General features: G+C 64.6%; 16 protein-coding genes. 8 read left to right on the top strand and 8 right to left on the bottom strand.

Features of this window, described 5'->3' with window-relative positions; all coding sequences use genetic code 11:
• Positions 1 to 17 precede the first annotated feature (17 nt).
• From FEF27_RS05770 to FEF27_RS05750, 5 genes are all read right to left on the bottom strand, one after another.
• Positions 18 to 791, bottom strand: a complete 774-nt coding sequence (locus FEF27_RS05770) for a PP2C family protein-serine/threonine phosphatase (protein ID WP_138169902.1) — start codon at positions 789 to 791, stop codon at positions 18 to 20.
• A 54-nt stretch (positions 792 to 845) separates the two neighbouring features.
• Entirely contained in the window at positions 846 to 2,078 is a 1,233-nt protein-coding gene (locus FEF27_RS05765; RefSeq protein ID WP_424991669.1) for an adenylate/guanylate cyclase domain-containing protein, read from the bottom strand.
• 142 nt (positions 2,079 to 2,220) lie between these two features.
• A complete protein-coding gene (locus tag FEF27_RS05760) occupies positions 2,221 to 2,826 on the bottom strand; it encodes a hypothetical protein (RefSeq protein ID WP_138169901.1) in 606 nt (201 codons plus the stop codon).
• A gap of 52 nt (positions 2,827 to 2,878) precedes the next feature.
• Entirely contained in the window at positions 2,879 to 3,811 is a 933-nt protein-coding gene (locus tag FEF27_RS05755) for a biotin--[acetyl-CoA-carboxylase] ligase (protein ID WP_138169900.1), read from the bottom strand.
• Between the two features lie 9 nt (positions 3,812 to 3,820).
• Positions 3,821 to 4,663 carry an SDR family oxidoreductase gene (locus FEF27_RS05750; RefSeq protein WP_138169899.1) on the bottom strand — a complete coding sequence of 281 codons (843 nt, stop codon included), beginning with the start codon at positions 4,661 to 4,663 and terminating at the stop codon, positions 3,821 to 3,823.
• A gap of 163 nt (positions 4,664 to 4,826) precedes the next feature.
• On the opposite strand from FEF27_RS05750, the gene FEF27_RS05745 reads away from it, so the two are divergent.
• The 7 genes from FEF27_RS05745 (at position 4,827) to FEF27_RS05715 (ending at position 12,506) form a co-directional block, all read left to right on the top strand.
• The gene (locus FEF27_RS05745; RefSeq protein WP_138169898.1) at positions 4,827 to 6,428 is read left to right on the top strand and encodes an acyl-CoA carboxylase subunit beta; all 1,602 of its coding nucleotides are present in this window, start codon (positions 4,827 to 4,829) and stop codon (positions 6,426 to 6,428) included.
• 28 nt (positions 6,429 to 6,456) lie between these two features.
• Entirely contained in the window at positions 6,457 to 6,741 is a 285-nt protein-coding gene (locus FEF27_RS05740; RefSeq protein ID WP_138169897.1) for a hypothetical protein, read from the top strand.
• A gap of 11 nt (positions 6,742 to 6,752) precedes the next feature.
• Positions 6,753 to 7,475, top strand: coding sequence for a Maf family protein (locus tag FEF27_RS05735; RefSeq protein WP_138169896.1), 723 nt, complete (start codon positions 6,753 to 6,755; stop codon positions 7,473 to 7,475).
• Positions 7,472 to 9,259: an acetyl/propionyl/methylcrotonyl-CoA carboxylase subunit alpha gene (locus FEF27_RS05730; protein WP_138169895.1), complete on the top strand. Its 1,788-nt coding sequence runs from the start codon at positions 7,472 to 7,474 to the stop codon at positions 9,257 to 9,259. The genes FEF27_RS05735 and FEF27_RS05730 overlap by 4 nt, the downstream gene beginning before the upstream one ends.
• 56 nt (positions 9,260 to 9,315) lie before the next feature.
• Complete coding sequence (locus FEF27_RS05725; RefSeq protein ID WP_138169894.1) at positions 9,316 to 10,050, top strand: M50 family metallopeptidase; 735 nt, start codon at positions 9,316 to 9,318, stop codon at positions 10,048 to 10,050.
• A 221-nt stretch (positions 10,051 to 10,271) separates the two neighbouring features.
• Positions 10,272 to 11,162, top strand: coding sequence for a formyltetrahydrofolate deformylase (gene purU, locus FEF27_RS05720; RefSeq protein WP_138169893.1), 891 nt, complete (start codon positions 10,272 to 10,274; stop codon positions 11,160 to 11,162).
• A gap of 45 nt (positions 11,163 to 11,207) precedes the next feature.
• Positions 11,208 to 12,506 (top strand): class I SAM-dependent methyltransferase, encoded by a 1,299-nt coding sequence (locus tag FEF27_RS05715; protein ID WP_138169892.1) that lies wholly within the window; start codon positions 11,208 to 11,210, stop codon positions 12,504 to 12,506.
• Between the two features lies 1 nt (position 12,507).
• On the opposite strand, the gene FEF27_RS05710 is transcribed toward FEF27_RS05715, so the two are convergent.
• Complete coding sequence (locus tag FEF27_RS05710) at positions 12,508 to 13,218, bottom strand: copper resistance protein CopC (protein ID WP_138169891.1); 711 nt, start codon at positions 13,216 to 13,218, stop codon at positions 12,508 to 12,510.
• A 165-nt stretch (positions 13,219 to 13,383) separates the two neighbouring features.
• On the opposite strand from FEF27_RS05710, the gene FEF27_RS05705 reads away from it, so the two are divergent.
• Positions 13,384 to 14,370, top strand: coding sequence for a universal stress protein (locus tag FEF27_RS05705; RefSeq protein WP_138169890.1), 987 nt, complete (start codon positions 13,384 to 13,386; stop codon positions 14,368 to 14,370).
• On the opposite strand, the gene FEF27_RS05700 is transcribed toward FEF27_RS05705, so the two are convergent.
• Both FEF27_RS05700 and FEF27_RS05695 read right to left on the bottom strand, forming a co-directional pair.
• Positions 14,344 to 15,207, bottom strand: a complete 864-nt coding sequence (locus FEF27_RS05700) for an arsenic resistance protein (RefSeq protein WP_138169889.1) — start codon at positions 15,205 to 15,207, stop codon at positions 14,344 to 14,346. The genes FEF27_RS05705 and FEF27_RS05700 overlap by 27 nt on opposite strands.
• Before the next feature lie 160 nt (positions 15,208 to 15,367).
• On the bottom strand, positions 15,368 to 16,480 hold the full coding sequence (locus FEF27_RS05695) for an NAD(P)/FAD-dependent oxidoreductase (protein WP_138169888.1): 1,113 nt from the start codon (positions 16,478 to 16,480) through the stop codon (positions 15,368 to 15,370).
• Positions 16,481 to 16,581 lie beyond the last annotated feature (101 nt).

Genomic DNA, 16,581 nt, shown 5'->3' with positions numbered 1-16,581 from the left:
GGGATCAGTGTAGTGACTCAGTGGTCTTTGACATCTACCAGCACCACCGTGACGTTGTCCCGGCCGCCCTGACGAAGTGCTTGGTGGATCAACCAATCCACCGTGTCTTGCACATTGCGGCCGGCATTGAGGATTCGGCCGATCTCTTCATCGGTAAGCTCCCCCGTCAGCCCGTCCGAACACACCAGCAGGCGCTGGCCTGGCTGGACTGTGGCCTTGCTGAAGTCCGCCCCCCAGGAGTCTCCGGCACCGAGTGCGCGGGTGATGACATTGCGGTGCGGGTGGGAGTGCATCTCCTGTGCGGTGATCATCCCGGAGTCCACCAGCTCCTGAACCTGGGAGTGATCTCGCGTCAAGCGGATCAGCGCGCCGTCGCTGAGCAGGTAGGTGCGGGAGTCTCCGATGTTGAACACCAGCCACTGCCACTGCCCCTGGGTATCTTCACCGGTGGCGTTGTCCTCCGCTTCGACCACCACCGCGCCAGTGAGCGTGGTGCCGGCCTTAGAGTCCGTGGCAGAGCGGATCCGCTGGTCTGCGTCATCAAGGAACTGCCCGATTTCGCGCTCTCCGACCTGGCCGGCATACGACTCCCAGCCTTGGGCCAGGGCTTGGACGGCCAGCGAGGAGGCTACCTCACCGGCTTCGTGTCCACCCATGCCGTCGGCCACAGCAAAGAGCCGGTCGGTGACGACGAATGAATCCTCGTTGAGCTCCCGGCGCAGCCCCACGTGGGACCCGTACCCGTAGTCAACATAGGGCACCGCGCTGCTGGCGCCTGCGTCTGCACTCATGTCCACTGCACCATCTTGTCACGAACTAAGGGGTTTGCCTGATGCAGGTGCGCCTTAGGCGTGATCAAGTGCGATCCCCCCTGTCCGGGCGCGCAGCAACAGACTGGGCGAGACCTCTCCGAAGCCACGCACCAGGCGCGGCGGCTGCGGCACCAGCAGATAATCTTGGCTGAGCTCCAGCGCTTCGGCGGTCGAGGCGTCCACCAGGATGGTGCCCGGATCGGCCAGCGAGGTCAGCCGTGCGGCCAGGTTCACAGTGGGCCCGTAAATGTCTCCCATGCGCGAGAGGACTCGCCCCCAGACCACGGAGACGCGGGCCTCGGGCAGCACATCGTCTGCGGCAATGGTCTCCGAAAGCGCTAGTGCGATCTCTGCCCCGGCTTCGGGGGTCTCTGCGTTGTAGAGGACCTCATCGCCGACGGTCTTGACCAGCCGCCCGCCGCCGATGGAGATGATCTCCGCGCAGCGTGACTCGAAACGCTGCACCATATGGGCGAGGGTGCGCTCACTCATCTGCCGGGACAGCGAGGTGTAGGAGACCAGGTCGGCGAACCCGACGGCACGGGCCAGCGGCAGCGGCGCGTCATCGCGCGACTGCTCGAGCTCGGCGGGGTCCCGGCCGCGGTCCAAGGACGCCAAGCCCGATTCGACCCGTACCGTGAGTCGCTGGAGCGCTGCCGAAAGCTGACGGCGCCAGGCGTATCCGAGCAGCTGGTGCAGGGGGTCGATGAGTTTCGGCAGCGTGTCGAACACGTGGCTGCGCGCCTCGGCGTCGGAATACTCCTGGTTGGCGATCTTGTCCTCCACCAGAGCCTCGATCTGCCAGACGACCATGCGGTCGGTCATCTGCCCCACGGAACGGGTCAGCGAAATTGCGGTCTCCTGGTTCAGGTGCCCTTCACCCACCAGATGCACCATCTGGGCAAGCGCCTCGGCATCGGCCTCAGTGAATGCTTTGACGTCCTCGTCCAGGTTGGGAAAGCCCAACGCGCGCCACAGTTTGCGCGCCGAACGGGTGGAGACACCCATCCGCTGGGCCATCTCCCGGTAGGTCAGCGTGCGTTCCGCTCCGAGCAGCCGGTGCTCAAGTTCCCGGATGTTGCGGTGCCAGGCGCGCTCTTCCAAGCTGGGGGTGGGAATGGGGGCCGTGGCGCCGACCCCGGGGGCGTGTGTGGGCTGTTCCGCGGGGTGCGCGCTGCTGGGGGCGACGCTCTCGGGCGCAAATCCGCGGTCGGGCACCTGGCGGGGCCGTGGCGCGGTCTGCTTCGGCCGCTCCGGACGCGGCACATTGAAGTCGCTCCAGTCCGCCCGGGCGGCGGCGAGCTCCTCTGCGGTGTACTCCGTCTGCTCCGCCCGGTCAGGAGTTTCGGTCTCGTCGTCCATGTACCGGTGCATGCCGAGCTCACGCTGCCGAGCCCGCTGCTCAGCATCAGCCACGTCCGCCCCCGAATGACGATCCACGCACATCGCCACGGGCCGCCGGTGCGTGCTGGGCATGCCTCTCGCCTGCAGCCCGGGCTTGGGCACGGCGCCGGTATTCGCCCAGTTCCAGGGCCACAAGTCTGTTGAACCGTTCGATATCCGGCATGTCCCTCAGGCGCGTGCGCTGGTGCTGGCCGTAGGCCCCGTGGAGCAGCACCAGATCACCCGCCCCCGTCATTTCCTGCAGCGCTGACTGGCGCATCTCATGCTGGCTCAGCAGTGCCAGTGGGATGACCCGGGCGTGCGGGGCCCCTAGGAAGTTCTTCTGCACAATGCGCTCAGTGGTGAGGTAGGTGAGGCGGTTCAGCCACGTGAGCACTGGTTTCACGGTGCCCAGGCCTACTGCCACCAGCCCCGCTGTCCACAGCAGGAAGACTGCAATGTGGCTGTAGTGCTGCAGGAACGCGGGCTGGGTGTCTCGGGTGACGTAGCCCAACAGGAAGCTCATCAGTCCGATGGTCACCACCAGGTTGATCGCGGCCGGAAGCAGGGCGCGGTGATGGGCGCGAGTGCGCACGATCGCTTGCTCGCCCTCTACCAGTTTCAACAGCACGGCTGAGGCGCCTCCTTCCTGTCTTGTCTCGGCACCGTCGGGGACTCCCAGTCTACGTGGGCTCCCCGAGAGGCCTGAGGTGTACCACGTCCCCGGCATGGAAGGACTCCCGCTGCGGAGTGCGCTCGGTGCGCCACAGACCCTCGCTCGCCACCCCACCGGCCCCGGAACCAGCCCGACGTCGCCCGCTGACCTCAACCGTCAGCGCGCCGTCGTGCTCCACCGCGACTGCTGCACCCCGGACGGCAGTACCATCGGGGAGCTCAATCCGGACGTCCTGCCCTACGGTGCTGATCACCGCCAGGATCTCGGCTCGGACCGGTTCAATGCTGCCATGGTGCCGGACGTCCTCCAGCAGAATCGCCACCTCCTCCAGCCAGTCGCAGAGCAGCGCGCTGCGCAACTGCCCGGCAGCGGCCGTGCCGGGAAGCGGGATAGGCTCTCCAGCCCGCGCCAGCTCCAGGGTCAGGGAGGTGGCGGTGGGGGTGGGCAGCTGCTGCTCGTCGAGCAGGACATTGATGCCGCAGCCCACCACCACAGCCTCAGGATCTCTCAGCGGGACCGCGGCGAGGATCCCTGCAATCTTGCGTCCGCGGACGTGGACGTCATTGGGCCACTTCAGCGCCCCAGGAACGCCGCGGCTGCGCAGTGCCCGCACCAGAGCCAGTCCTACGCAGAGGGTGACCCAGTGCCGTTCCACCACCGGCAAGCTCGGCCTCAGCAGCAGCGAGGTGGACAATGAGGTCCCCTTCGGCGAAGCCCACGAGCGGGCCTGACGCCCCCGGCCGCCGGTCTGCTGCTCGGCAGTGAGCGCTGTCAGATGCGGCATCGCCGCACCTGCCGCAGCGCTGTCGGCAGCTGACAAGAGGTCCTCGTTGGTGGATCCGGTGCTGGCCACACGGTGTACTGCGGCGAACAGACCAGAGTCCACAAGTCGGCTCTGCAGCAGCCCGTCGTCGAGTTCGGCAGCAGCGTCGGCACTCATCGCTGTCAGCTACAGGAAGATGTCAGGGACCAGCTCGCTGGCCGGGTCCACGGCGTAGTGAGCAAAGTCAGTGACCCCCACAGAGGCGAGCACCTGCTCATCCGTCAAAAACTGCCCGGTGCCAAAGTCCGCCTCCCCGCTGAGCAGTGAGCTGGCGGCGTCGGCGACGATCTGCGGGGACCGCGCTCCCCGAGCGAGCTGCTCACCTTCAGGGATACTGCGCAGTGCGGCGGTCTCAATCAGCGTCGCCGGCCACAGCGAGTTCACGCTCACGCCGACCTCATCCAGCTCGGCGGCCAGCCCCAGAGTGGTCATGGACATAGCGTACTTGCTCATGGTGTACGCCAGGTGCCGGCCGAACCAGACGGGGTCAAGATTCAGCGGCGGGGACAGGGTCAGGATCTTGGGAACCCACCCGCTGTGTTGCGCGCTGTGGCGCAGATGCGGGATCACGGCCCGGGAGAGGGCGAAGGTGCCGCGGGCGTTGATGTCGTGCATGAGGTCATAGCGCTTCATCTGTTGGTGCTCAGCTGGGCTCAGATCAATTGCCGAGGCATTGTTCACCACCGCGTCAATGGCGCCGAAGCGCTCGAGCGCAGCATCCACTGCCCGCGCGATGTCTTCGTCGCGGCGGATATCGCCGACCACTGCCAGCCCGTCACCGCCGGCGGCGACCACATCATCGACTGCGGTGTGCACCGTGCCCGGAAGTGAATCGTGGGCCCGGCCGGTCTTCGCCAGCAGCACAATATTGGCCCCGGCCGCCGCGAGCTTCACCGCAATAGCGTGGCCGATGCCACGGCTGCCGCCGGAGATGAGAACGGTTTTTGAAGCCAGCGCGTTTGTGGTCATAGTCACAGCTTACTCATCAGTAGGAATCGTTGTTAATTGTAATGTTGGAAGGCCTCAGTTTTTGTAGGGTCCCTACATCCGCAAAGGACCCCTGGCTCATTAGACTGGCGCAAAGTTTGTGGAACCCGTACAGCACGACGACGAAAGCGCCTGATAGCCCACTATGGACAAATCCTCACCCGGTGTCGCACGGCCGAGAACCACTGCTGACAAACTGGCAGATTTTCGCCGTCGTCGTGACCAGACCCTCGCCCCGGCGGGCGAGGAGGCGATCGCCAAGCAGCACAACCGGGGCAAGCACACCGCCCGGGAGCGCATTGAGATGCTCTTGGATGAGGACTCCTTTGTCGAGTTCGACGCACTCGCGGTGCACCGCACCCATGCGTTCGGCATGGAGAAGAAGAAGCTGGTCGGCGACGGCCTGGTCTCCGGGTACGGCACCATCGACGGACGCATGGTGGCGGTCTATGCCCAGGATTTCGCGGTCTTCGGGGGTTCACTCAGCGCCGTCAACGGTGAGAAGATCGTCAAGGTCCAGGAGTTTGCCGCTCGCAACGGGTGCCCGGTGATCGGTATCAATGACGGGGGCGGTGCCCGCATCCAGGAAGGCGTAGCCTCCCTGGCGATGTTCGCCGATATCTTCCGCAACAATGTCCACTCCTCAGGCGTGATCCCTCAGATCACCCTCATTATGGGGCCGGCGGCAGGCGGAGCGGCCTATTCCCCGGCCCTGACGGACTTCGTGATCATGGTGGATAAGACGTCCCACATGTTCATCACCGGTCCTGACGTCATCAAGTCCGTCACGGGTGAAGACGTCGACATGGAGGCCCTCGGAGGTGCTCGCTCACACAACACCACCACCGGCACCGCCACCTACATGGCCCTCGACGAAGAGGATGCCATCGAGTTCGCCAAAGAGCTGCTGGAGTTCCTACCGCTGAACAACCTGGCGGAGTCTCCTGAAGAACCGTTTGAGGAACGCCCCAAGATTGAGGCCGAGGATGAGGCGCTGAACAGTTTGGTGCCGGATTCGGCCTCGGCACCATATGACATGGCAGCCCTGGTGGAGCAGCTTGTCGACGACGGCTACTTCCTGCAGCTGCAGGCCCTCTACGCGCCCAACATCATCACCGGTTTCGGGCGCATCTCAGGACGCTCTGTGGGGGTGGTCGCCAACCAGCCCAGTCAACTGGCCGGCACCCTGGACATCGCAGCATCCGAAAAAGCCGCGCGATTCGTGCGTTTCTGCGACGCCTTCAACATTCCGATCCTGACCCTGGTGGACGTGCCTGGGTTCCTCCCCGGCACCGATCAGGAATGGGGCGGCATCATCCGGCGCGGCGCCAAACTGCTGTACGCATACGCAGAGGCCACCGTCCCGAAGATCACGGTGATCACCCGCAAGGCCTTCGGCGGGGCGTACATCGTGATGGGCTCCAAGAAGCTCGGTGCGGACATCAATCTGGCCTGGCCCACCGCACAGATCGGTGTGATGGGGGCCCAAGGCGCGGTGAACATTCTCCACCGCCGGGAGCTGGCCAAGGTCAGTCAAGACGGCGGGGACGTGGAAGCCCGCCGCCAAGAGCTCATTGAAGACTACGAGGCAGCACTGCTGAACCCCTATCAGGCAGCCGAACTCGGTTACATTGACGCGGTGATCGAGCCTGCCGAAACCCGGTGGCAGATCGGCAAAGCGCTGCAGGCCACCTATCACAAGCGTGAGACCCCGCCAGCCAAGAAGCACGGAAATATCCCGCTGTAGCCCCATGACACCGCCCCACCACCCCCCTATGACGACTCCCCCAGCAGCCTCAGCCGACTCCCCGGACACCCCGCAGCCCGAGTCACCGGCGCTGCCGGTGAGAGGCGTGGATCTGGAGGAGACTGAGCTGGCGGCCCTGCTCGCTGTGCTGGCCACTGCGGCATCCGCCGCCACGGACTCCACCGATGCCGGCGGCACGGGCCCGGCCGACCGTGCGCTGCAGCGCAGGCATCGTCTGGATCAGGACCAGCACGGCCTATGGGGCCGGCCCGGACGCGGCTCCTGGAACCACGCCACGGGGGGACTGCGTTGATCTGGCCCCGCATGGCTCCGCCCCACCTGGTGCTGGCCTCCGCCTCGCCCAGCCGCCGCCAGATCCTCAACGACGCCGGCATCACCTTCGACGTCGTGGTCTCCGCCGTCGACGAGCCCGCGGTGGTCGCCTCAGCCGTGGAGGCGGGTGGGCCGCTCAGCGCCGCCGAGGAAGCACTGCTTCTGGCTCGGGCCAAGGCAGAAGATGTGGCGGCCAGCCCGGAGGCCCGTGGCGCCCTGGTGCTGGGCTGCGACTCCGTATTCGAACTCGAGGGCGTCACCTACGGCAAGCCGTATGAAGTTGACGTAGTCCTCGAGCGTTGGAAGCTCATGCGCGGCAAGACCGGCACCCTGCACACCGGCCACTGGCTGGTCGATACCACCGAGGACCCCGAGTCGAAGAAGAGCCGGTGGGCCGCCCCCGGCCTGGAGTACATCCTGGGCTCGGCGCCCACAGGGCAAACCCGCCAGCTCAATGCCGCTGGTGAGACGGTGTCCTCGCACGTGCACTTCGGGCACCCCACCGATGAGCAGATCATCCGCTACGCCGAGACCGGGGAGCCGTTGCAGTGTGCCGGGGCGTTCACCCTCGAAGGTGGCGCCGCAGAGTTCATTGAACAGGTCGACGGTGACCGTGAGGCCGTCATCGGGATCTCTCCGGCTGCGGTGGAACGGCTGCTGGCGAGCCTAGGACATGATTTGACCGACTACACGGGAGTAAGGAACACCCCATGACAGAGTTCTCCAAGGTGCTCATCGCCAACCGCGGCGAAATCGCAGTGCGCATCATCCGCGCCGCCCAAGACGAGGGCCTGTCCACCGTAGCGGTCTATGCCGATCCGGACCGCGACGCGGTCCACGTGACGATGGCCGACGAGGCGTATGCCTTGGGCGGGGCCAGCGCCGCGGATTCATATCTGGTCGCCGAGAAGATCCTGGCAGCAGCCACAGCGACTGGAGCCGACGCCGTGCACCCCGGCTACGGATTCCTGTCGGAGAACGCCGAGTTCGCGCGTGCCGTCACCGAGGCCGGGCTGGTGTGGATCGGCCCCAGTCCTCAAGCCATCGAGCGTCTGGGCGATAAGGTCTCCGCCCGGCAAATCGCCGAAAAGGTGGGCGCTCCGCTGGCACCGGGAACCAAAGAGCCGGTGAGTTCAGCCAAGGAGGTGCTCCGCTTCGCCGAGAAGCAGGGCCTGCCGATTGCCATCAAGGCAGCTCACGGAGGCGGTGGCCGCGGCATCAAGGTGGTCCGGGAGCACGATGAGATTGTTGAGCTCTACGAGTCCGCTGTGCGGGAAGCGACCGCCGCCTTCGGCCGGGGCGAATGCTTCATCGAAAAGTTCCTGGATCAGCCCCGGCATGTGGAGACTCAGTGCCTGGCAGATCAGCATGGGCACGTCGTGGTGGTCTCCACCCGGGACTGCTCACTGCAGCGGCGGAATCAGAAACTGGTGGAGGAAGCGCCGGCACCATTTCTCACCCGGGCGCAGAACCGGCAGCTCTACCGCTCCTCCAAAGCCATCCTCAAGGAAGCCGGTTATGCCGGGGCCGGGACCTGCGAGTTTCTCATCGGCGCAGACGGAACCATCAGCTTCCTGGAGGTCAATACCCGCCTGCAGGTGGAGCACCCGGTCACGGAAGAGGTCGCCGGAGTGGATCTCGTGCGCGAACAGTTCCGCATTGCCCGCGGAGAGCGGCTGGGCTACGACGACCCACCGACCCGAGGCCACAGTTTCGAATTCCGGATCAACGGGGAGGACGCTGGACGAAACTTCATGCCAGCACCGGGACGGCTGGAGCGCTTCGACCTCCCGACCGGGCCCGGAGTACGCGTGGACTCCGGGGTGCGGGCCGGCGAGACGATCTCCGGAGCGTTCGACTCGATGGTCGCGAAACTCATAGTGACCGGTGCAGACCGCAGGCAGGCGTTGCAGCGTGCCCGTCGTGCACTCCACGAGATGACCATTGAGGGCATGCCCACGGTCTTGCCCTTCCACCGGAAAGTGGTGGAGGATCCTGCTTTTGCCCCCGAGCTCACCGCGCCTCGGGCCAACAAGTTCACGGTCCACACCCGCTGGATCGAGACTGAGTTCCACAATGACATCGCCCCCTTCAATGCCCTCACCGCGCACCCAGATCCCGAGGCTGCCGAAGGCCGCGAGGAGGTGGTGGTCGAGGTCAACGGCAAGCGTGTCCATGTCAACGTTCCGGCCGCGCTGTCTGCTGGGAAGCTGGTCGGCAACGCCCAGACCGGGCCGAAGAAGAAGCGGCGCAACCGCACCGCCACAGCAGCAGCCGCCAGCGGCGACTCCCTTACCTCACCTATGCAGGGCACAGTGGTGAAGGTGGCCGTGAAGAACGGCACCAAAGTCCAGGAAGGCGACCTCGTAGCCGTGCTGGAGGCGATGAAGATGGAACAGCCGATCACCGCTCACAAGGCCGGAAAGATCAAAGGTCTCAAGATTGAGACCGGCACCAGTCTCAAAGCTGGTGAAGTCCTCGCCACCATTCCGGACTGACCCATCGGCGCTGTTCACCTGCACATGCTCGCTCACTCCCGCCGCTGTCTCCGCGCGTGATTGACGGTGCTCGAACGGCGATGGACGCCGTCGCCGAACGTTGGGGCGTGGAGGCCTCTCCGAACCCGGAAACCGTGACTGTGCTCGTGGCCGCGGTGGTGGTGCTCACCGCTGTACCTGGAATCTGGAGGGTCGCGCGGCAGGCCTCGACCATCGTCCATGAAATGGGCCACGTACTTGCTGCCTGGGTGACCGGTCGCCGCGTCTCGGGCATCAAGCTGCACACGGACACCTCAGGGGTCACCGTTTCCCGGGGACGGCCGCAGGGTCCCGGCCTCCTGCTCACCTTCCTCGCCGGCTACCCTGCTCCTGGGTTCCTGGCCCTCGGGCTGGTCTGGCTGGCAACGGCAGGCCACTCTGGAGCTGCGCTGACTGCCTACCAAGCCGTGCTGGTGCTGGCCCTGCTGCTGTCCAGGAACACTGTGGGCATCCTCTCCTGTCTGCTGGCTGCGCTGAGCACTGGGCTGATCTGGTGGCATAACGACCCAGAGATCGTCGGTTCCACCGTGGTGGGGCTGGGCGTCTTCTATGCGCTGGCCGGGGTACGCGGCACCCTCGACCTCTGCCGGGTCCATCTGCGCCCCCGCTCCCGCTCCGCCGCTGGGACCGACGCCGCCCAAGCCGCCCGAGCCTGGCGAGCGCTGCCGCTTCCGCCTGCGATGTGGATCATCCTCTTTCTGGCGGTCAGCTCGGGCACTGCCACCGCCGTCTTCTGGCTGCTTTTCTCCTAATTCGAATACAAGGCACAGACACCCACTCGGGGCGCACCGGCGGACTTGATGTGCGGCGTCGGGCTCCTGGTCTGCGGCAGCGGCTGCTTGTGTCCTTGGATGACGCGATCCCGACGATGAAGGAGCCCGGCGCGGATATCTTGTCCAAATGCAATAAGACCTCCCTAGGTGGGTTGGCCGTCAATGTCACCGAGTGTTGAGAATCCAGGAGAACAGCAACCATGGCACCAGCCACACAGAGCGCAGATTCAGCGGCTCAGCAGGAGTACGTGCTGACGTTTTCGTGCCCTCAGCGAGCAGGAATCGTCCATTCACTCACGGGTGTCCTGGTCCGCCACGGCGGCGACATCGTCGAACTCAAACAGTTCGACGACGCCCGCACCGACCACTTCTTCTCCCGGATACATTTCTCAGTGACAAGCACCGAGGCAACTGATGAAGAGACCCCGCTCCACCAGGATTTCGCAGATCTGGCGGCCGAGCTGGATGCCGACTGGAGTTTGACGCCCCACGGCGCACGGCGCCGGGTGATGATCATGGTCTCGAAGGCGGGCCACTGTCTCAACGACTTGCTCTACCGCTCCCGGGTGGGTGAGCTTCCCATCGAAATTGTCGCGGTGGTGTCGAATCACCCCGATCATCGTGAGCTGGTCGAATGGCACGGCATCCCGTACTTTCACATCCCTGTCACCAAGGAGACGAAGCCGGAGGCGGAGGCCGAGCTGCTGAGACTGGTGGACCGGTTCGACGTTGATCTGGTGGTGCTGGCCCGGTATATGCAGATATTCTCAGCGGAGCTCACCACAGCATTGGCTGGTCGGGCGATCAATATCCACCACTCTTTTCTGCCGTCCTTTAAGGGCGCAAAGCCTTACCATCAAGCGTATGAGCGCGGGGTAAAGACTGTGGGCGCCACAGCCCACTACGTCAATGATCAGCTTGATGAAGGACCCATCATTGCCCAGCAGGTGGTTCAGGTGGATCACACCTACGAGCCGAAGGACCTCATCGCAGCCGGGCGCGACACCGAGTGCAAGGCACTGGCGAATGCGGTGAAATGGCACTGCCAGAATCGCGTGTTCCTCAGCGGGAACCGCACAGTTGTGCTCTAGACCCGTCCCGGGGGATCACCCGCTTGCCTGGGCTACGGTGGAGGGGTGTCTGACCCTGCCACAGATTCTCTGAAGCCCCTGCTGACGCCGCAGACGTGGGAACTGCTCAACTCCTTGCCCCCGTACGCACAGGACAGCGCTGCAGCGATGAATACCACCCTTCGGAAGCAGGGGTGGGATCCGCAGATTGTGGCGGCTGTGCTCACACAGCTGCGATTGCGCCGCGACGCGCGGGCCAAGTTTGGCACCTTCGCCGATCAGCTGCTGCTGACTCAGCGGGGCCTGGAACAGGCCACGCGGCTGCAGGTGGCCGCCGGTCACGCGCACCGCTTCCGTCAGGCCGGAGTTGAGCATGTGGTGGATATGGGGTGCGGACTGGGCGCCGACTCCCTGGCCTTCGCTTCGGCGGGCATGCACGTCACGGCCCTTGAGGCCGATGAACCCACAGCCGCGGCAGCCCTGATCAATCTGCGCCCGTTCCCGGAGGCGCATGTCCTCCACACCACGGCTGAGCGGTGGGCGGCCGAGCATCTTGCCGCGGGAACCATCACCGGCACGGGAGTATGGCTTGATCCGGCACGCCGGACCGATCGAGCCCGCATCTGGGACCCTGAGGAGTTCAGCCCCCCACTGAGCTTCGTGACCCGGCTGGCCTCCACCGGCGTGCCCCTGGGGGTGAAACTGGGCCCCGGCATTCCGCATGAGCTCATACCTGCCGAATGCGAAGCCGAGTGGGTTAGCGTCGGAGGCGACCTGGTGGAGGTGACCCTGTGGTTCAACGACCTGGCACGGCCCGGGGTCAGACGAGCCGCCACCGTCCTCGATCCTTCGGCGGAGCCGGCTCCATCACCTCCCCATCGGGGCCACGGCTCGCGCAGCGCAGGAGCCACCGAGCTGACGGCTGTTTCGGACTTCGGCGAAGACCCCGCAGTGACTGTGGCTGGCCCGGCGGGACTGACCGGTGTGCTGTGGGAACCGGACCCCGCGGTCATCCGTTCGGGACTGGTGGCACAGCTATGCGCGCAGGTGGGGGGTTGGCTGCTGGATGAGCGTATCGCGTACTTCTGCAGCGATGCGGAGAAGTGTGAACCCCACTCACCGCTGGCACGGCAGTTCCGCGTCCTGGAAGTGCTGCCGTATTCGCCGAAACGACTGAAACTTTGGTGCGCAGCCCACCACGTGGGAAGCGTCGATATCAAGAAGCGCGGGGTGGATGTGGTGCCGGAGCGGCTTCGCCGGCAGATCTTGCCGAAAAAGCCGCCGGCCGCGCCTCGCCACGCGACGCTGGTGATCACGAGACTTGGCGACACTCGGCTTGCCGCCGTGGTCGAACCCGTCAGCTGACTCAGTCTCCGCCTCGCTCAGACCCCCCTCCAGGTTCCGAGACTGTGCTGCGGCGGCGGAGCGCGAACCACACGACGGTGACGATAGCGGCCAAAGCTGCCACCAGGCCGGCCCAGAACAGTCCCTGTCCCCACCGTTCGTCTCCACCCTGGGCCTGTGACTGACTCAGTGCCGCATCCTCATCAGTCTCTTCGGTCGGCGGGGGTTCGGCTGTCTTGGGGCTCTCATCGCTGGGCTCCGTAGGCTCTTCGGCAGCCTCGGCATCATCCGGGTCACCCAGCGTCGCTTCATCCGCCCCCTCCTCCAGCGGTGCCTCCACCTCAAAGGTGAAACCCTGTTCCTCGTCGTGACCGTCTGAGTACACCACTCGGTAGCGGACTTCGTATTCGCCATTGGGCAACGGCTCCGGGATCTCAGTCCGCATGGTGGACCCCTCCACCTCTGCCGGCTCTTCGGAGGCCCAATCCTCTTGGTCCGAGTCCAGCACCACGATGTCATTGGTGATGGCGGCACCAGTGGTGATGCCATCACCGGAGAACTCCAGGACCACCTCGTCTGGAGACTCCTCAAGCACCTCGTCGGACTCGGGGGCGGATTCCACCAACGTGTCATGGGCGTGTGCGGCCGGAGAAGCCGCCAATCCCAGGGCCAGAGTCGCCGAGACGGCACCTCCCAGCCGCCATGCGACTCGAGAAGTCGGGGCCGAATGCATGTGATGACCTTTCCATCGGTGAGCGAGGAATTTCTCCACTGAGCCTCCCGCGGTGTCAAAAAAACTAGAGAAATATCCCAATGACGAACCGAGAACCTTAGCATATGATGGGAGAACACCCCATGGGGATCACTTGGATGCTGGTCACTCTAGAAAGAGGCTATCATGAGCAAGGAAATTCGTAGAGATGAGGCTAATTTGCCCTTTGATTCCCCGGAGAGACGGCTCGGCGTCCTTGTGGGTTTCGACGGTTCTGCAGCAAGCACCGCGGCCCTGCACTACGGCGCACGGATCGCGCGACGTCGCGGCACAGCACTGACTGTCGTCAATGCTTACAGCATTCCTCCGAGCATATACGCCACGCTCAGCGCTGCCCCCGAAAAGCACGAGGCTGAGGAGAGGATCGAGGCCTCGGAGCGGTTCTTGGGCGAGGCGCGGAACCACCTGCGCGACTATTCAGGTGAGGTCAGCTACCGGAGTGAGGGCGGGGACGCCGCCGGGGTCCTGGTGGATCTGTCTCGCGACGCGCAGCTCGCGATCGTCGGCGCACGCGGCCGAGGAGGGTTCCTCGGCCGAATACTGGGATCTGTCGCGTCTGGACTGCCCGGGCACGCGCACTGCCCCACCATCGTGGTGCCACGGTACTTTGACCCTGAACAGACCAGTGAGGGCGGACATGAGGCCCCCGTAGTGGTCGGCGTGGACAACTCGCCGCAGAGTCGAGCCGCGCTGCTGCAGGCAGCACAGGCGGCCGAAGAGCGCGAGACCTCACTTCAACTGACCATGGCGCTACCCCTTCCGGGAACTCTGCTGTGGTACCCCGAGCTTAAGGACACCGATCTGCTCGAACGGCGGGCAGCGCAGCTGAAAGACTTCTTGGATGAGGAAGTGCAGTGGGTTGCTCAGCACTACCCCTCTTTGAGCGTCACCACGGTGCTCGAGCCCGGGGACCCCATCGCGGTCATGAGCAAGCAGACCAGTGGTGCAGCCCTGACGGTGCTGGGAACCCACGGCCGCGGTAATTTCTCCGGGGCGGTGCTCGGTTCGGTCTCCCGGGGTGTCCTGCTCAAGGCCGAGGGTCCAGTGATGGTGGTGCCAGCCGTCGGAGACCCGCGCGTAGAGACGCTATCCGACCCCGACCCGGATCTCTGAGGGCGCCTGGTGGCTGCTGGCACGCCGCCGTAGCAGCCACGTTAGTGCCGTCAGGTGAGGAAATTCCAGGAGCATTCCCAGCACAATGGCTGCCATCAGCACAGGCTCATCGCCGAAGGCTGTAGCAGTGATTGCCAGCATCAACGGCGCATTGCGCGCAGACACGGTAAAAGTCAGCAGTGCGTGATCCTGAGGGTGCAGCTTCAGCCCCCGAGAGATCAGTTCGATGAGAATGAAGGTCACCACAAAGTAGCAGAACACCGCCAGCAGCACCTGCCCGAAATCCTTCGAAGCCACGGAGAGCTCCCCAAAGGCCGCAAACAGCGAAAAAATTGTCAGTGCCAAGATCCAGGGCGCTGCTCTGGACATCCTGGCGCAGAACCGTTGCGCCGCGTTGTGGTCTGCCGCCAAGCCCAGTCCGAGGCGAATCGCGACCGCGATCCCGACAGGAATGCCGATGCCGTACAGCGCGGCAGGACCGAAAGCTGAAAGGACCGCACCGATCGGCTCGCCGGTGAACAAGCTGATCCAAAACGGATAGAGCGTCACCTGGATGCAGAGGTTAATCGGAATGAGCGCGGCGCCGAGCACAGTGTTGCCCCCGGTGATCCGGATGAATCCGAGGAACCAGTCCGTACACGGAAAAAGCAGGTAAATCAGGACACCCAAGCGCAGCATGGAGTCGCCGGGGATGGCGAGAGCTGTCAGCCCGAAAGCAAGTATCGGAATAATCAGGAAGTTCATGCCCATGACTGCGGTCAAGGTCCGGGGTGCCTTCAGGAGCTGGCCTGCGCCGGTGAATCGGATGTCTAGGAACAGCACGGTGAGCAAGACCATGATGAGAGGGTCGATGCCCCGCTGACGAAGCCGGATGCCCCCGGCACCACAGCGGCGGTGAACAGTCCTGCACCCATCGCGGCGGCGAAGAGCAGCGCCGCGAGACCGGGACCCGCCACCTGGTGCTGAAGACTGCGAAGGCGATGGTGGGCAACGCCGATCAGCATGTGCAGTCTGCGCCGCAGGCGGCAATGTCCTCGGCCCACATGCCCGCTTCTCGCCACGCTTCAAGGTTGTCTGTGTTCTTGCCCAGCCGGTGACCAATCGCGTGCGCAATATGGGCATACCGCTGGCGGAATTTGTAGACGAAGCAGAAGCGCTTGGAGCCGTGGCGCAAGGCTGCACCGGAGAGGAAAAGCCCGTCAATAATGGTGGACTCGTCATTGTCGTCCACCAGGGGCCAGCCGTCGTCTCGCTGTTCGAAAAGCCCGCTCACCGGCCCGAGTCCTGGACCGAACCCCGTGGCCGCAATCGGCGGCGCAGTACTGCTCACCTTCTGACCATCCTCGAGCTCCACCACAAAACCTTCGCCGCCTTGGGCCACCTCGACGGCGTGACTGGGGAAAAAAGCGAGTCGGCCGCTGGCCTGGGCTTGGGACAGTCTCATGCGGGTCCGCGGTGCCAGCTCAAGCGAGGGATCTGAAGCCTCTGGGTCATCCCAGGGCTGAGAGCCGTCCACCACGGTGACCTGCTTTGCACCCTGAGCAATGTGGTGGCAGGCGAGGTCGATGCCCGATTCAAAACCCCCGAGGATGACTACATCCGCTTCCCGCTGTCGCCATGCGTCTTTCTCAGAGGCGTGGGTGAGCAGGTCACCCCCGGAGATTGCGGGCACACCCTTCTGGTGAAATTCACCTCCGGCCCAGACCACGGTCCGAGCCCGCAGAGTCTGCTGCGTGGTCTCCACAGTGAAGAGGTCGCCGTCACTTCGCAGGACGTCAAGAACTTCCACCTCAGTGACCACCGGAATCTCGAAAATCTTGGCCACGCTGCGCAGATAGGTGGCGTACTGCCTGCCTGTGGGGTAGTCGACGCCCAAACTGTATGCCGGAGAGGTCAGGGGGTGAATGGAGTTCAGGTCTGTGGCACCGTAGCCATTGGAGGGGAAGGACGGGGTGAGAAACCTCTGCGGCTCCGGCCAGTCCAGAAACGTCTGACCGACTCGCCCGCGGTCCACGACTCCATAGTGAAGGTCATCAACCACATCGAGTGCCAGAGCGGTGCCCAGCCCAGCAGGGCCGGCTCCAATGACGAGTGTGTCTAGTATGCGCATCCGACTCACCCTACGCTTTATTGCTACTAGTTCTCAATTGCATTAGTCTGCAGACGTGATCTCGAGACCCCCAGACCCTCGCCCGGAACCCGCACCGTTTA

It is taken from the genome of Nesterenkonia sphaerica, assembly GCF_005771565.1.
Taxonomy (GTDB): domain Bacteria; phylum Actinomycetota; class Actinomycetes; order Actinomycetales; family Micrococcaceae; genus Nesterenkonia; species Nesterenkonia sphaerica.
The sequence above is the reverse complement of the archived record's forward strand: the minus strand, read 5'-3'. Positions and strand labels throughout refer to the sequence as shown.

Coding starts and splice junctions, on each gene's coding strand:
- FEF27_RS05770 (WP_138169902.1), bottom strand. CDS start 791: ATGAGTGCAGACGCAGGCGCCAGCAGCGCGGTGCCCTATGTTGACTAC.
- FEF27_RS05755 (WP_138169900.1), bottom strand. CDS start 3,811: ATGAGTGCCGACGCTGCTGCCGAACTCGACGACGGGCTGCTGCAGAGC.
- FEF27_RS05750 (WP_138169899.1), bottom strand. CDS start 4,663: ATGACCACAAACGCGCTGGCTTCAAAAACCGTTCTCATCTCCGGCGGC.
- FEF27_RS05745 (WP_138169898.1), top strand. CDS start 4,827: ATGGACAAATCCTCACCCGGTGTCGCACGGCCGAGAACCACTGCTGAC.
- FEF27_RS05740 (WP_138169897.1), top strand. CDS start 6,457: ATGACGACTCCCCCAGCAGCCTCAGCCGACTCCCCGGACACCCCGCAG.
- FEF27_RS05735 (WP_138169896.1), top strand. CDS start 6,753: ATGGCTCCGCCCCACCTGGTGCTGGCCTCCGCCTCGCCCAGCCGCCGC.
- FEF27_RS05730 (WP_138169895.1), top strand. CDS start 7,472: ATGACAGAGTTCTCCAAGGTGCTCATCGCCAACCGCGGCGAAATCGCA.
- purU (WP_138169893.1), top strand. CDS start 10,272: ATGGCACCAGCCACACAGAGCGCAGATTCAGCGGCTCAGCAGGAGTAC.
- FEF27_RS05710 (WP_138169891.1), bottom strand. CDS start 13,218: ATGCATTCGGCCCCGACTTCTCGAGTCGCATGGCGGCTGGGAGGTGCC.
- FEF27_RS05705 (WP_138169890.1), top strand. CDS start 13,384: ATGAGCAAGGAAATTCGTAGAGATGAGGCTAATTTGCCCTTTGATTCC.
- FEF27_RS05700 (WP_138169889.1), bottom strand. CDS start 15,207: ATGGTCTTGCTCACCGTGCTGTTCCTAGACATCCGATTCACCGGCGCA.
- FEF27_RS05695 (WP_138169888.1), bottom strand. CDS start 16,480: ATGCGCATACTAGACACACTCGTCATTGGAGCCGGCCCTGCTGGGCTG.